A 13750-nucleotide genomic window follows, 5' to 3' on the forward strand; every position below is an offset into this window, starting at 1 on the left:
ACTATGGTGGACCGATGCCATCGGTCAAGCAGGTCCAGATCACCTTCGACTGCGCGGAACCCGAGCGCGTCGCCCGCTTCTGGTGCGAAGTGCTGGGATACGTCGTACCGCCTCCCCCGGAGGGGTTCGCCACCTGGGACGACTACGACCACTCGCTGCCGCCCGAGCGTCAGGGCGCCGGGTTCGTCTGCATGGACCCCGCAGGCGTGGGGCCGCGTATGTACTTCCAGCGCGTCCCCGAAGGGAAAGTCGTCAAGAACCGGGTGCACCTCGACGTACGCGTCGGAACCGGGCTCGTGGGCGAAGAGCGCCTGGCCGCACTCGAGGCCGAGTGCGCACGGCTGATCCCGCTCGGCGCGGTGCGCGGGCTGCTGCAGCTGGCCGACGAATTCGACGAGTCGTGCCTCGGGATGCAGGACGTCGAGGGCAACGAGTTCTGCCTCGACTGAGCGGCCACGAAGGTGTCTCGCCGCGTTGTCGGGACGCCCGCATACATCCAGTGTGGGACGCCCGCATACATCCAGTGTGGGACGTCCGCATACCTCCGGTGTGCGGACGTCCCTCGGCCTTGCGATGCACCGCATCTGACGCCGTGCGCTGTCGCCGCACGTACTGGCCGCGACGGCAGCCGTGCCTCTTCCTCGACGGCTACCCGGTACGACGCGTCACTTGGGTGCCTGGAAGCCGCCGATCCGCTGTTCCAGCAGGTCGGCCAGGCGCAGTGTGGTGCGGTCCTCGAACATCGGGCCTATGAGCTGCACTCCCACCGGCAGACCCTCGGGGGACCGGCCCGCGGGTATCGCGGTGGCGGGCAGGCCGGGCATGGTGGCAAGTCCGGCCCAGACGAGCTGGTCGAAGTACGGGTACTCGACGCCGTCGATGTCGAGCCGGCGTTCCAGCAGATCAGGGTTGTGGTCGTGCGGGAACGCGGGGGTCGGCGTGATCGGACACACCACGGCATCGAACTCGCCGAACAGCTGCCGCCAGCCGTGGCGGTGCAGCTCGCGACGGTTGTTCACCTGGATCCAGTCGCGGTGGCTGCACGCCATGCCGCGCAGCCGCGCCGCGCCGAGACTCCGGTCGTGTGCGCTCAGTCCGGCGGCGCGGGTCCGCAGCTGCTCGTACGCCTCGACGGGAAAACGCGCAACGGAGCCCGAGAACAGCAACTGCGTGTAGAGCGTCCCGGCTTCGGCCAGATCGGGCAGCAGCGGACTGTGCCGCTCGACGCGGGCGCCGCCGTCGACCAGCGCGTCGGCCACCCGGTTCACGCCCGCGCGCACGGCGGCCCCGGTCGCAATGAGCGGATGCTCGTCGAGGACCAGGACCCGGAAGTCGCGGAGCCGCTCATGACGCGCGGGCGGCAGCGTCACGCGGTGCGCCACGCCGGACGTCAGTGGGTCAGGACCGGCCATGACGTCGAGCAGGAGCGTGAGGTCGCGGGCGGCGCGCGCCATCGGACCGACGACGGCGAGGTCGAGGTCGAGCGGCAATGCCGGCTCGGCCGGCGGGACCATACCGCGGCTCGCGGCCAGCCCGACTGTCGGCTTGTGCGCGTAGACACCGCAGAAGTGCGCGGGGGTGCGCAGCGAGCCGGCGAGGTCGGAGCCGATGGACAGCGCGCCGAACCCGGACGCCAGGGCCGCCGCCGATCCACCGGAGGACCCGCCCGAGGTGCGAGCGTGATCCCACGGGTTGTTGGTGGTGCCGTAGATGTCGTTGAAGGTCTGGATGTCCTGTAGCCCCAACGGCACATTGGTCTTGCCCAGCACCACCGCACCGGCGGCCTTGAGCCGTGACACCTGTACCGCGTCCTCGGCCGGTACGAAGCCCCGGTGCTGCGGCATGCCCCAGGTCGTGGGCAGCCCGGCCATGTTGTACGACTCCTTGACCGTCACCGGAATGCCCAGAAGGGGTCGATCCTCCCCCGGCCGAATTCCTGGTCGGCATGACGCGCAGCCGCCCGGGCCCGATCGAAGTCGGACACACAGATCGCGTTGATCACTCCCGCGTCCCGCTCGATCCCAGCGATCGCCGCCTCGGTCAATTCCACCGAGGACACCTCACCAGCGCGCAACGCGGCTGCCATTTCTCCGGCCGACCGGAAATTCCCATCCATGAATCCGACGCTAACGGACCGCCCCGGAAGCCATAAAATCCCATTTCCCGCAACGGGAGATTCCGCGAAATCGCTTGGCTGGGTGGGCGGTTCCGTCGTCGTAGGTACGGACGCGCCAGGAGGTGTCGCGGGGCTACTCCTCGGTGAAGACTTCCTCGGCGGAGGAGGCGGTGGCAGCGCGTTGAAGCCACTGGTGCAGGCGCTGCGGGTCGTTGCAGTCGGCGATCTTCGTTCGGATCTCGTCGGTGACGGCGATGCCGCGTACTTCGAGGACCAGCAGGAGGCCTTCGGCTCGGCCCTCGGCGCGGCCCTCGTCCCGGATTTCTTCCGACATGAAGGACTTGTAGAAAGAGAGGTCCACGGCCACCAGGTTCCTCCACTGTTGTGCGGCCGGGCGGTTGCCCAGGCCTTGTGCGGTGAGTTCGACGATGGGGTCGGCGATGTTCTCCGGTGCCTCCCGCAGCGCGGCGGACAGCGTTTTCAGTATGGCACCGACGTCCGGATTGTCGGCGTGTGCGATGGCGGCCAGAGTGGCGAGCGCGAGGTCCTTGCGGGCTTCGGCCACGTTCGTGATGACGGGCATGTTGTGTGGACCCGCGACGAGGGGGTTGAGAGTGAGCGTCTGCCACTGGCGGAGGCCGATGCTGAGGGGGCGAGCGGCCCATTCGGCCGTCACGAGGTCCTGGCAGACGACCAGGAGCAGGACGGGCAGGCCGCCGTATCTGTTGTAGAGGTAGCTGACGTAGTAGGGCCAGCTGATTGTCTTGCGCGGGTCCTTCTTGCCCTGGGCCTCGATGGCGAGAAGGAAGGGGCCGTCGTGCTCCGTTTCGATGCGTAGAAGGGTGTCGACCCGGCGTTCGACCGGGCTGGTTTCGGTGAGGTCGGTCGGTAGGACGGTGGCTGAGGTGGGCGGCGGGATGTCGATGCCCAGCACTTCGGAGACCCGGGAGAAGAGGCCCGGGTACTCCTGGAAGATGCGGTGCATTGCCTCGTGCGGTGAGCTGACCAATGCAGGTCCGTTCGGGTTGAGGGTGGGGCGAGGGAGCACTGTCGCGGGGCTACTCCTCGGTGAAGACTTCCTCGGCAGAGGAAGCGGTGGCAGCGCGTTGGAGCCACTGATGCAGGCGCTGCGGGTCGTTGCAGTCGGCGATTTTCGTTCGGATCTCGTCGGTGACGGCGATGCCGCGTACTTCGAGGACCAGCAGGAGGCCTTCGGCCCGGCCTTCGGCTCGGCCCTCGGCGCGGCCCTCGTCCCGGATTTCTTCCGACATGAAGGACTTGTAGAAAGCGAGGTCCACGGCCACCAGGTTCCGTTCGGGTCGAGGGTGGGGCGACCGGAGACAAGTTCGTCAGGCCGCTTCGTACAGGTCGGTGTGTTCGGTTCGGCAGTCGCGGCAATGTCCTGGCTCGGTGGCGCGGAAGGCGCGTTCGCACGTTTCGCAGTTCTGGAGCGGGATGACGATGACCCTGCGGCGCGGTGGTGGTGCCAGGGCCTCGGTGCCGGGCAACGGCGGTGGCAGGCGGGTCGTGATCCGGTGCCGCAGGAGCCTCGCCGGGTGCCTGAGAGGCGTCGGGAGGTCTGCCGTCAGGGCGTGGCGGATCGTGTCCGGGTGGGCTTCACGTTCCAGCCAGGTGATGACGCCTGGGGTGAGCGTGCTGATCTCGGCCTCGGAGAGCGTGAGTTGGGGTGCCTGGCGGCGGAGGTCGGCGAGCAGCGCGGCGGCCGTGCGATGCAGGTCCGGTGTGGGGGTGTGAGGCTGGGGAGTGGCGGCGGTGTCGCCCTGGGAGCCGTGGGCGGCGGTACGAAGGCCGGGGCGGGCAGCGGCGTCGGCTCGGGCAGTGGCTCCGGTGCCGGTTCCGGTGTCGGGACGGGCCGCGGTTCGGGGGGCGTCCGGATCGGTGGCGGCGGGGGTGGTGCGGGCCGCTGCCCTGCCGGTGGGGCGGTGCGCTGCGGTCGTCGCTCGGGTGGTGCTTCTGTGCCGGGCTGGTTGTACGAGACCGTGCGGGTGACGACCCGGCCGTCCGGGAGGCGTACGCGGTTGCGGTGCAAGTAGCCCGTGGCCTCCAGTTCGCGCAGGGCGGCCGCGATGCGGGCTTCGCTCTCCGGGAAGCGCTCGGTGAGGGTCTTGATGCCGGCCTTCGCCCCGGTGGGCAGCGACTGGATGTGTACGGCCAGCCCGATCGCGATGAGGGAGAGGCCGCGGTGCTGGGCGAGGTGGTTGCCGATGATCGTGAAGCCTGCGGCGTGCCGGACGTTGACGTGGATGACACCGGATGTCGGTGTGACGTCAGGCGGGGAGCCGGGGGAGCCGGGCTGGGCGCACGGGGGCGCGGTAATCTGCGGGGTATCCATCAGGAAGCGTTCTCTTCCTCGTGGTCAGGCCCTCGGGCGGGATTCGCAGTCCCAGCCGGGGGCCGTCTCATGTCTGTGGTTGTCGCGGCGAGCATATGCCAGCCAACCCGCCTCAAATCCAGCCCAGTTGTTGTTTTTCACCCGTGCGAGTGACGGGGGTCTGAGTGGGGTGGGGTCATTTCCCTAAGTTCTTTAAAGCCTTTAGACGTCGTGGTCCGCCGCGTCGCGGACCACCGGGTCGTGAATCAGCGCGTCTTGGGCGTCCACGACCCGGTGGCGGCGGTCACGGTGCGAGGTCGAGTTCCGCCCATACCGTCTTGCGCGGGACCGGTCCGGGGATGACGCCCCAGTGGTCGGCGAGGGCCTCGACGATGAGCAGGCCCCGCCCCCACTCCGCGTCGGCCGCAGGCGCGGATGGTACGGGCAGCCGGTCGCCCCGGGTGTCGGTGACCTCGATCCGCAGCAGCGCATCCCTCCGCACGGTGAGCCGCAGTTGGAAGTCCCTGCCCTGCACACGGCCGTGCACGGTGGCGTTGGTGGCGAGCTCCGCGACGATGTGCGCGGCCGACTCGGAGGGGAGTCCCCAGAGGTTGAGGTGGGCCACCGCGAGCAGGCGGGCGAGCCTGGCGCCCCGGCGGGTGGGTGAGAGCAGCACGGTGAAAGCCCAGCTGGTGGTGGGGTGTTGGGGGCTGGCGATTTGTTGGTTCACATCACTCAGCGTGGCCGCGTCTGCGTACCGTGCACAGTGACGAAGCCCTTGCGTACGGTGATTGTCCGGGGCTTGTCCAGTGCTGTCCTGGCTGTCCGGCGTGACGTGCGGGGAACGGGGGCGGTTGAGGAAGTACGGGCACGCACGTCGGAAGTGGGGCACGGATGAGTGTGGACGGGGTCGGTGCGGAGCAGGGTGATGGCGGGGCGGTCGAGCCCGGTTGGGATGAACTGCGCTATGGGATTCTGAGCCGTACCCGGAACACGGCGCGCCCCCGGCCTGGGACATGATCCGCGGTCGTGGGGCATCCGCATCTGCCGAGCGCCGAGGTCGCCGTCACCGCCGCGCGCGAGGTCGCTCGCGCGTACAACGTGGAGATGACCGTCACCGACGACATCGGCGCCGACCAGGCCTCGCGCCGCGCCTCGGCCGGCGCCTTCGCGGTGCTCGATCCCGGCGGTTCGTTGCCGCACGAGGCGTTCATCGGGCTGGGCGGTTCACCCGTGGTCACCGTCCAGGTCTTCCCCGAGGACGACGCGAAGATCACCGTCGAGGGAGTGGTGTTCGATGACGTCCCGCGTGACTCGGTCCCCGCCTTCCTCCGCTCCGCCCGGCCCGCGAACGATTGACTGTGGATCGTCTACGCGCCGGGTCCGCGGGGCCTGTCGCTCAGCGGACCCGGTCGTAGATGAGCGACAGGGTGCCGTGCTCGCCCGCGGACTGGGCGGCCAGCGTCCACCGGCCCGTGGGCAGGCCGTCGTCGAACAGGCGGGGTCCGCCGCCGAGGAAGACCGGGAAGACCGTGAGCGCCAGCCGGTCGACCTGGTCGGCCGCCAGCAGCGCCTTGATGACACTCGCGCTGTTGAGCACGAGGATGTCGCCGCCCTCGGTGGCCTTGAGGTCCGCGACCACCTCGGCGGCCGGCCTGTCGACGAGCGTCGTCCGCTCCCACGGCGCCTTGTCGAGTGTGGAGGACAGGACCACCTTCTCGGTGTCGAGCAGCCACTGCGCGAAGCCCTCGTCGCGCGGGTCGACGCCCTCCGCACCGATGACGGTCGGCCAGAAGCCCAGGAAACCCTCGGCGTTGACCCGCCCGAGCAGGGCAGTCGTCGCGGTCTCGTGGACGCCGGCCATGTGGTCGCGGGCGACGTCGGTGTGGGCGTACGGCATCACCCAGCTGTTGTCCTCGGGGCGCGGGCCGGCGTAGTGGCCGTCGAGGGAGAGGCTCATGTTGATGACGACCCTGCGGCCGGCGGTCTGCTCGGTCATTTCGTGCTCCCTGTGTCGGTGTCGTGGTCCGTGTCTTCGGTGTCTTCGGTGTCGTGCGGGTCCGCGGCGAGGATCGCCGCGAGCCTGTCCAGGCTCTGGCCGAAGCCGATCTCGATGCCTGCGACGAAGTCCGCGGAGTCGACCGTGGTGTCAGCGAGCTCCCAGTGGACGTCGAGGTCCGTGCCGGTGCCGGTGCCGGTGGGCCGGAGGCCGAGGCCGACGTGGGCGGTGAAGGCGGGGGTCCCGTCCGGAAGCAGCGGGGAGAGCCGGTAGGTCAGACGTTCACCGGGGCGTACGTCGTCGACGACACCCTCGGCGCGCCCGACGACCGGCTCGGAGCCGTCGGCGTCCTCCGCGTCGCGGTACTCCTGGACGATCCGGCCGCCCGGGCGGGCCTCGAAGACGAGCTCCGATATGCGGAGGTCGTCGGGCGCCCACCAGCGGGCGAGGAGCGCGGTGCGGGTCAGGTGGCGCCAGACCGCCTCGGGGCTCGCTGCCAGCGACCGGAGGAACCCGAACGAACGGCCGTCCGCCCACCCCGGCCGCTCCGCCGCGAGCCGCTCCGCGCGGAGATCCGCCCCGTAGCGGTCGAACGTGGTGTCCGCGCCGCCGACCTGGTCGGCCGTGTCGGCGAGCCGGCCGAGCGCGTCCGCCAGCTCCCGCAGGGCGGCGGACCGGAGCGCGTAGACGCGGCGCTGGCCGGTGCGCTGCGAGGTGACGACCCCGGCGCGCTCAAGGGTCTGGAGGTGTTTGGTGGTCTGCGGCTGGCGCGCCTCGGCCAGCTGGGCGAGGACACCGACCGAGCGGGGCCGCTCGGCCAGCAGACTCACGAGCCGCCAGCGGGCCGGGTCGGCCAGTGCGATGAGGAGTGCGTCCATGGCTCCAATATTCACCGTAGAGAATATTCTCGTCAAGGAATATGTCGGCTGAGGCGCCTCCGGCCGGTCCCGGCCGGTCATTCAGGGGCGGCGAGGGGAGGGGCGAGTGCGGAGTCGTCGTCCATGCCGCCGGCCCCGCGGTGAGCGCGCCGGGCGGCAGCGGCCGAGGAGCCTGGCCGGCGTTCGGTGGCGTACCTTCCCTGTGCATGACGGACATCGACAAGCTCACCGGCCTGTTCGAGGCGCTGGGCGCCGACGACGCACCGGGCTGGGCCGACTCGGAGGCCGAGGAGGACATCCCTCAGCTGGCCCGGTACCGGTTCCTGCGCATGGTCTGGCAGGACATCGACGTCTGGAGTTCGGCGGCGCCCGACTGGGTCGAGGCCTACCGGAAGGACGGCCCGGCGAGCGGTGCCGTCGAGCGGGCACTGCGGCTCGGGCTGACCCCCGGTGAACTGGGTGAGATAGCGCGCGAGGTCGCGAGGGAGACCGCGTTCGGATTCCTCCTCGGACTGGCCGACCCGGCGGACGGCGAGCTTGCGCCCGAGACCGAGGCGCAGTTGCCCGGCTGGTGCCTGGCCGAACTGTCGCCCGGGGGCGAGCCCACGGGGCGGGTGCTGGGCGCGCTCCACGAGGACCTGGACGAAGTGGAGCCGCAAGGCCCGACCGGAGGTGTCAGTTGACCGCGTTCGACGTCAGCGAGCGGCGGATCTGGGACGGGCGGGCCGAGAGCTACGCCCGTACCTTCGCCCGCCTCTGCGCCCGTACGGTTCCCGCACTGCTGGACGCCGCCGAAGCGGGGCCGGGACGCGGCTGCTCGACGTGGGGTGCGGGAGCGGCAGTGTGACGGTCGCCGCCGTCGGCCGGGGCGCGGCCGTACGGGCCGTGGACGCCGAACCCGGCATGGTCGAGGCGACCCGGCGGGCGGCGCCCGGCGTCGAGGTCCGCACCGGCTCCCTGCCTCAGCTCCCCTATCCCGACGGCGAGTTCGACGCGGTGGTGGCGAACTTCGTGCTCAACCACGTAGGCCGGCCGCTGGAAGCGCTCGTCGAACTGCGCCGGGTCACCCGCCCCGGCGGCCGGGTCGCCGTCACCATCTGGCGGGTGCCGGGCGCTCCCGGCCAGGCGCTGATCGGGCGCGCCGCCGAGGCCGCCGGACTGACCCGGCCCGAGTGGCTGGCCACCGTCGACGAGGAGCACAACTTCCCGCGCACCACGCAGGGGCTGGCGGAGCTGCTGACGTCCGCCGGACTCGCGGACGTGCGGAGCGAGGAGCTGTCCTGGGACCACCACGCGGACGCGGAGGAGTGGTGGGCCGGTCCCGCGGCCGGGGTCGCCGCGATCGGACAGCTGGTCAACAGCCGGGGGCCGGAGGGCGTGGCCGCGGCGAAGCGGGAGTACGACGTGCTGTGCCGCGAGTTCGCCGACGCCGGCCGGGGAGGGCGGCTGGCGCTGCCGCACGCCGCGCTGCTGGCACAGGGAAGGGTGTAGCGGCCCCCCGTGCCGCGTGGCCGGGGTGAGGGAGGGCGGAGCGGCAGCCCGTAACGCCTGACCCGTGCCGCCCGGCCGGGAGCGTGCCTGCGGCGACCGGCGGTCGCGCAGACGGCGGGGCCCGGACGGTGAACCGTCCGGGCCCCGCTGCCTCGGCTCGCCTCAGTTGCTGGAGACCGTGACCTTCTCGTCGTTGTTGAGCTGCTCGACCAGCTGCTTGACCTTGGTCTTGTCCCAGACCAGGTTGCCGCCCGTGGAGCCGGAGATCGGCATGTTCATCGACTTGCCGTCGCCGCCCGTGACGCCCTTCATGGCGAAGAACATGTTGCCCAGGTCCCAGAGGGACATGTCCTTGTCGACGACGAGGGTGTCCAGGCCCGCGCCCATCGTCGGGTACAGCTTGAACGGGTTGAGGATCGTGGACGGCGTCGCCGTCTGGTTCGCCAGCGCCGCGAGGAACTTCTGCTGGTTCTTCGTACGGTCCAGGTCGCTGGCCGCGAAGGCGTACCGGGTGCGGACGAAGGCGAGGGACTGCTCGCCGTTCAGCGTCTGCTTGCCCGCCTGGAAGTCGGCGCCGGAGTTCTTGTCCTTGAACGCCTTCGGGATGTCGAGCTCGACCCCGCCGATCGCGTCCACGATCTGGGCGAAGCCGCCGAAGCCGATCTCGACGTAGTGGTCGATGTGCAGGCCGGTGTTGAACTCGACGGTACGGACGAGGAGTTCGGGGCCGTCCTCGGCGTACGCGGCGTTCAGCTTCGTCGTGCGGCCCGTGCCGGGGAACTTCTTGCCGGACTCGGAGCCGACGAACGACGGGATCTCGACGTTCGAGTCGCGCGGCAGCGAGACCAGTGTCGGGCCGTTGGAGCCGTCGTGCAGGATCATCATCGAGTCGGTCCGCTTGCCCTCGGCGGAGCCGGTGTGCAGCTTCTTCTTGTCCTCGGCCGTCATGCCCTCGCGGCTGTCGGAGCCCACGATCAGGTAGTTCGTGCCGTCGCCGCCGTCGGGCCGCTCGATGACCTTGGACAGGTCGACGTCGCGCTTCAGCTTGGAGTCGGCCCAGAAGTACGTACCGACGGAGACGGCGAGCACCACGACCACCAGGGCCAGCGCGCCGATCTTGATCCGGCGGCGCCAGTCCGGCGCCGCCGACGGGCGGCCCTGGACGTATCCGCCGTCACCGGGTCCACCGCCGTGCGGTCCGCCGCGGCCGCCGTTGCCGCCGCCGTAGACCTGGCCCGTGTTGTAACCGCTGTCGTACTCTGCGTCGTCGTAGCCGCCGGACTGCTGCGGCACCTGCGGCGGCCTCGACGGCGCGGGGCGCCGCTGCGGCGGGGCGGGCTGCTGCGGGACGGGGCGCTGGACGTGCGGCATCCGGCGGGCGCTCTCGGGCCGGTCGCTTGCGCTGCCCTGCCCGTAGCGGTTGCCGCTGCGGTTGTCGTCGCTCCAGCCCTCGGGCCTATCGTTCATACGATCCAGTGTGCAGGCCCGGCCCACTGCTATTACAGGGTGTGAGGGAAATCGGACCAGGGCTGTTGCGAAGCTGATGCATTGCGACGTGCCCGAAGCCCCCGCATAGGGTGGAGGGCATGACAGATCAGGCGCCGCGCCCGGAGGGCGACATTCCGGGCAAGCCGACCGCGGCCTCCCGGACCACCCTCAGCCACATCATGACCGGCAGCGACACGAATCTGCTGGGTACGGTGCACGGCGGCGTGATCATGAAGCTGGTCGACGACGCGGCGGGCGCGGTGGCCGGCCGGCACTCCGGCGGCCCCGCGGTGACCGCCTCGATGGACGAGATGGTCTTCCTGGAGCCGGTCCGCGTGGGTGACCTTGTTCACGTGCGGGCCCAGGTGAACTGGACCGGCCGCTCCTCGATGGAGGTCGGCGTCCGCGTCATGGCGGAGCGGTGGAACGAGTCCACCCCGGCCCAGCAGGTCGGCAGCGCCTACCTGGTGTTCGCGGCGGTCGACGCGGACGGCAAGCCGCGCGCCGTACCGCCGGTCGTCCCGGAGACCGAGCGCGACAAGCGGCGCTACCAGGAGGCGCAGATCCGCCGCACGCACCGGCTGGCCCGGCGGCGCGCGATCAGGGAACTGCGCGAGAAGCGTGTGGCCGACGGCATCGAGGACTGACCCGCGCCCCGTCCCGTAGGGGCCGACGGCGTCGAGGGCTGAGGGCCGGGAGCCGTCGCGGCTCCCGGCCCGTCACTCACGGGCAGACCACCTCGTCGCCCGTGACCGCACCGAACCTGCCCCGGTCGGGCTCCTCGGCCCGGACCCGCGCCACCTTGCTGTAGTCCGCGCCGGCGATCACCTTCATCGTGGGCCCCTGCCCCTTCACCGCCCGCAGCTCCACCCCCGGCAACGCCGCCGCCAGCGTCTTCGCGGACCGGTCCCAGCGCGGGTCGTACATGATCAGGGTGTGCTTGAGAGCGCGCTGCCCGTCGGTGAGCGGGGCCCGGGTGGTGTCGAAACCGGTGGCGTGCAGCGCGGTGTCGACCGTGCCGCCGAGCCCGTCCTTCGGAGTCCCGTTGTAGACCTGGACCCGGATCCGCTGCGGCGCGACGTCCACCGTCCTCGCCGGCGCCTGCTTGGGCTTCTGCACCGTGAGCGGCTTGTCGTCGCGCAGCGCCTGGAACAGCTGCGCCGACTTCTTCGGATCCCACTTCACCGTCGAGCCGATGCCCTTCACCTGGTAGGCGACGTCACCCATCGGCACCGAGGTGAATTCGGACGAGGCGGCGGTGAACCCCCGCATCGCCTGGCCGATGTCGAGCATCTGCTGCGTACCGAACCCCTTGTCCGCCCGTACCGACTTCAGCATCGTCGAGGCGACCTCGCGGAACTTCACCGGGTTCAGCAGCACCCCGCTGCTGGTCGCCTGCTTGATCAGCGAGGCCAGGAACTTCTGCTGGCGCTGCATCCGGCCCAGATCGGCGGCGCCGTCGACGTGCCGGGAGCGTACGTACTGGAGCGCCTGGCCGCCGTCCAGCGTGTGGGTGCCGGCCGCGAGGTCGAGACCGGTGTACGAGTCCTTCATCGGCCGGGCGGTGCAGATCCGCACCCCGCCCAGGGTGTCCACGGTCGTCATGAAGCTGGTGAAGTCGACCTCCAGATAGTGGTCGACCTTGACGCCCGTCATGTGCTCGACGGTCCGCACGGTCAGACCTGGCCCGCCCTCGGCGTAGGCGGCGTTCAGCTTCACCGGATGGGCGGCGTGCTCCTTGCCCGAGGTCTGGTCCCGGTGCGCGGGGATCTCCGCGAAGCTGTCGCGCGGCAGGCTGACGACGCTGGCACGCTCCTTGTCCGCGGACAGGTGCACCAGCATGACCGTGTCGGTGCAGTGGCAGGGCGCACCGCCCAGCCGGTACTTCTGCTTCTCGTCCTCGGTGATCTTGTCGCGGCCGTCGGTGCCGACCAGCAGCAGATTCATGCCGTTGCCCGCCCGGGGCCGGTTCTTCATGTCCTTGAACGGGTCGATCCGGTCGATCCCGGTCTCCAGGTTGGTCACGACGGCGTGGCCGATGCCACCGGCACCGAGGACCAGGACGGACAGCCCGGTCGCCACCCGCATGCCCCAGCGGGGTCTCTCGTCCTGCTTTCTGGGCCGCCTGCGCTGCGGGGGAGCGGCACGGGGCCGCGGTGGACGGGGGAGCGGTGCGGCGTGGGCACGGGGGGACACCTCCGCGGTGCAAGGGGGATCTGTCGCACGGTAGGCCCATACGATCTGCATCCCGGTCAGCAACCCGGCGGCGCGCGCCGCAGTCCCCCATTCGCGGTAACGTGGCGGCCGAATAACGCCGCCTGGTGGGGTGCGAACCCCCGGCGCCCCCGAGGACCCACCGAGGACCACATGTCTGCCGCGCAGCACCCCGCCGTCTCCGTGATCATGCCGGTGCTCAATGAGGAGCGCCATCTCAGGAACTCCGTCCGGCACATCCTGGAGCAGGAGTACGCCGGAGAGATGGAAGTGGTGATCGCGCTCGGCCCTTCCACGGACCGTACGGACGAGATCGCCGCCGAGCTGGTCGCCGAGGACCCCCGGGTCCACACCGTGCCCAACCCCACCGGCCGCACGCCCGCCGCGCTCAACGCCGCGATCAAGGCCTCCCGCCACCCCATAGTGGTGCGCGTCGACGGCCACGGCATGCTCTCGCCGAACTACATCGCGACCGCCGTCCGGCTCCTGGAGGAGACGGGCGCGCAGAACGTCGGCGGCATCATGCACGCCGAGGGCGAGAACGCCTGGGAGGACGCAGTCGCCGCGGCCATGACGTCGAAGATCGGCGTCGGCAACGCCGCCTTCCACACGGGCGGCCAGGCGGGACCTGCCGAGACCGTGTACCTGGGTGTCTTCCGCCGGGAGGCCCTGGAGAAGGCGGACGGGTACAACATCGAGTTCATCCGCGCCCAGGACTGGGAGCTGAACTTCCGCATCCGTGAGGCCGGCGGCCTGATCTGGTTCTCGCCCGAGCTGCGGGTGCAGTACCGCCCGCGCCCCTCCGTCCGGGCGCTCGCCAAGCAGTACAAGGACTACGGCCGCTGGCGCCACGTCGTCGCGCGCTACCACTCCGGCTCGATCAACCTGCGCTACCTGGCACCGCCGACCGCCGTCGTCGCGATCGCGGCGGGCATCGTGGTGGGCGCGGCGGTCACCCCGTGGGCGCTGGTCGTCCCGGCCGGGTACGCGGCGGCCATCGTCGCCGGGTCGCTCCCGGCGGGCAAGGGCCTGTCGCTGAAGGCACGGGCGCAGATCCCGGTGGCGCTGGCGACCATGCACATGTCGTGGGGGTACGGCTTCCTGACCAGCCCGCGCTCGCTGGCGAAGAAGGTCATCGCCAGCCGCCGCCCGGCGGTCCGCGAGCCGGACGCACCGGTGGCCTGAGCGGGGCGGCACAGTACGTACATGAGAGGGGGCGCCCGGTGAACCGG

The 13750-nt window shown here is 70.9% G+C and carries 11 protein-coding genes and 4 pseudogenes; 6 read left to right on the forward strand and 9 right to left on the reverse strand.

What is annotated here, in order from left to right; translation table 11 throughout:
• Positions 1-14: 14 nt before the first annotated feature.
• Positions 15-449 carry a VOC family protein gene (locus LNW71_RS19575; RefSeq protein ID WP_250969418.1) on the forward strand — a complete coding sequence of 145 codons (435 nt, stop codon included), beginning with the start codon at positions 15-17 and terminating at the stop codon, positions 447-449.
• A 216-nt stretch (positions 450-665) separates the two neighbouring features.
• Here LNW71_RS19575 and LNW71_RS19580 read toward each other — a convergent pair.
• The 5 genes and pseudogenes from LNW71_RS19580 to LNW71_RS19600 all read right to left on the reverse strand — a co-directional run bounded on the left by LNW71_RS19580 (position 666) and on the right by LNW71_RS19600 (position 5178).
• Positions 666-2116 (reverse strand): annotated as a pseudogene (locus tag LNW71_RS19580) (amidase).
• Between the two features lie 133 nt (positions 2117-2249).
• On the reverse strand, positions 2250-3125 hold the full coding sequence (locus tag LNW71_RS19585) for a hypothetical protein (RefSeq protein ID WP_250969419.1): 876 nt from the start codon (positions 3123-3125) through the stop codon (positions 2250-2252).
• 49 nt (positions 3126-3174) lie between these two features.
• Positions 3175-3414 (reverse strand): hypothetical protein, encoded by a 240-nt coding sequence (locus tag LNW71_RS19590; RefSeq protein ID WP_250969420.1) that lies wholly within the window; start codon positions 3412-3414, stop codon positions 3175-3177.
• Between the two features lie 51 nt (positions 3415-3465).
• Positions 3466-4469 (reverse strand): annotated as a pseudogene (locus LNW71_RS19595) (helix-turn-helix domain-containing protein).
• A 283-nt stretch (positions 4470-4752) separates the two neighbouring features.
• Entirely contained in the window at positions 4753-5178 is a 426-nt protein-coding gene (locus LNW71_RS19600; protein WP_250969421.1) for an ATP-binding protein, read from the reverse strand.
• A 299-nt stretch (positions 5179-5477) separates the two neighbouring features.
• On the opposite strand from LNW71_RS19600, the pseudogene LNW71_RS19605 reads away from it, so the two are divergent.
• Positions 5478-5786: pseudogene (locus LNW71_RS19605) on the forward strand (hypothetical protein); the annotation flags it as partial.
• A gap of 61 nt (positions 5787-5847) precedes the next feature.
• Here LNW71_RS19605 and LNW71_RS19610 read toward each other — a convergent pair.
• The gene (locus tag LNW71_RS19610; RefSeq protein ID WP_250969422.1) at positions 5848-6447 is read right to left on the reverse strand and encodes a dihydrofolate reductase family protein; all 600 of its coding nucleotides are present in this window, start codon (positions 6445-6447) and stop codon (positions 5848-5850) included.
• A complete protein-coding gene (locus LNW71_RS19615; RefSeq protein WP_250969423.1) occupies positions 6444-7325 on the reverse strand; it encodes a metalloregulator ArsR/SmtB family transcription factor in 882 nt (293 codons plus the stop codon). Before LNW71_RS19615 ends, LNW71_RS19610 begins: the two co-directional genes overlap by 4 nt.
• Positions 7326-7531: 206 nt before the next feature.
• On the opposite strand from LNW71_RS19615, the gene LNW71_RS19620 reads away from it, so the two are divergent.
• A complete protein-coding gene (locus tag LNW71_RS19620) occupies positions 7532-8008 on the forward strand; it encodes a hypothetical protein (protein ID WP_250969424.1) in 477 nt (158 codons plus the stop codon).
• Positions 8005-8816, forward strand: a pseudogene (locus LNW71_RS19625) (class I SAM-dependent methyltransferase). The gene LNW71_RS19620 and the pseudogene LNW71_RS19625 overlap by 4 nt, the downstream one beginning before the upstream one ends.
• Positions 8817-8978: 162 nt before the next feature.
• On the opposite strand, the gene LNW71_RS19630 reads toward LNW71_RS19625, so the two are convergent.
• Entirely contained in the window at positions 8979-10283 is a 1305-nt protein-coding gene (locus LNW71_RS19630) for an LCP family protein (RefSeq protein WP_250969425.1), read from the reverse strand.
• A gap of 119 nt (positions 10284-10402) precedes the next feature.
• On the opposite strand from LNW71_RS19630, the gene LNW71_RS19635 reads away from it, so the two are divergent.
• Positions 10403-10951 (forward strand): acyl-CoA thioesterase, encoded by a 549-nt coding sequence (locus LNW71_RS19635; protein WP_250969426.1) that lies wholly within the window; start codon positions 10403-10405, stop codon positions 10949-10951.
• A 76-nt stretch (positions 10952-11027) separates the two neighbouring features.
• Here LNW71_RS19635 and LNW71_RS19640 read toward each other — a convergent pair whose 3' ends face one another.
• On the reverse strand, positions 11028-12392 hold the full coding sequence (locus LNW71_RS19640) for an LCP family protein (protein ID WP_250969427.1): 1365 nt from the start codon (positions 12390-12392) through the stop codon (positions 11028-11030).
• A 279-nt stretch (positions 12393-12671) separates the two neighbouring features.
• On the opposite strand from LNW71_RS19640, the gene LNW71_RS19645 reads away from it, so the two are divergent.
• Positions 12672-13703, forward strand: coding sequence for a glycosyltransferase family 2 protein (locus LNW71_RS19645; RefSeq protein WP_250969428.1), 1032 nt, complete (start codon positions 12672-12674; stop codon positions 13701-13703).
• Positions 13704-13750: the final 47 nt, after the last annotated feature.

This window comes from Streptomyces sp. RKAG290 (genome assembly GCF_023701695.1).
Classification (GTDB): domain Bacteria; phylum Actinomycetota; class Actinomycetes; order Streptomycetales; family Streptomycetaceae; genus Streptomyces.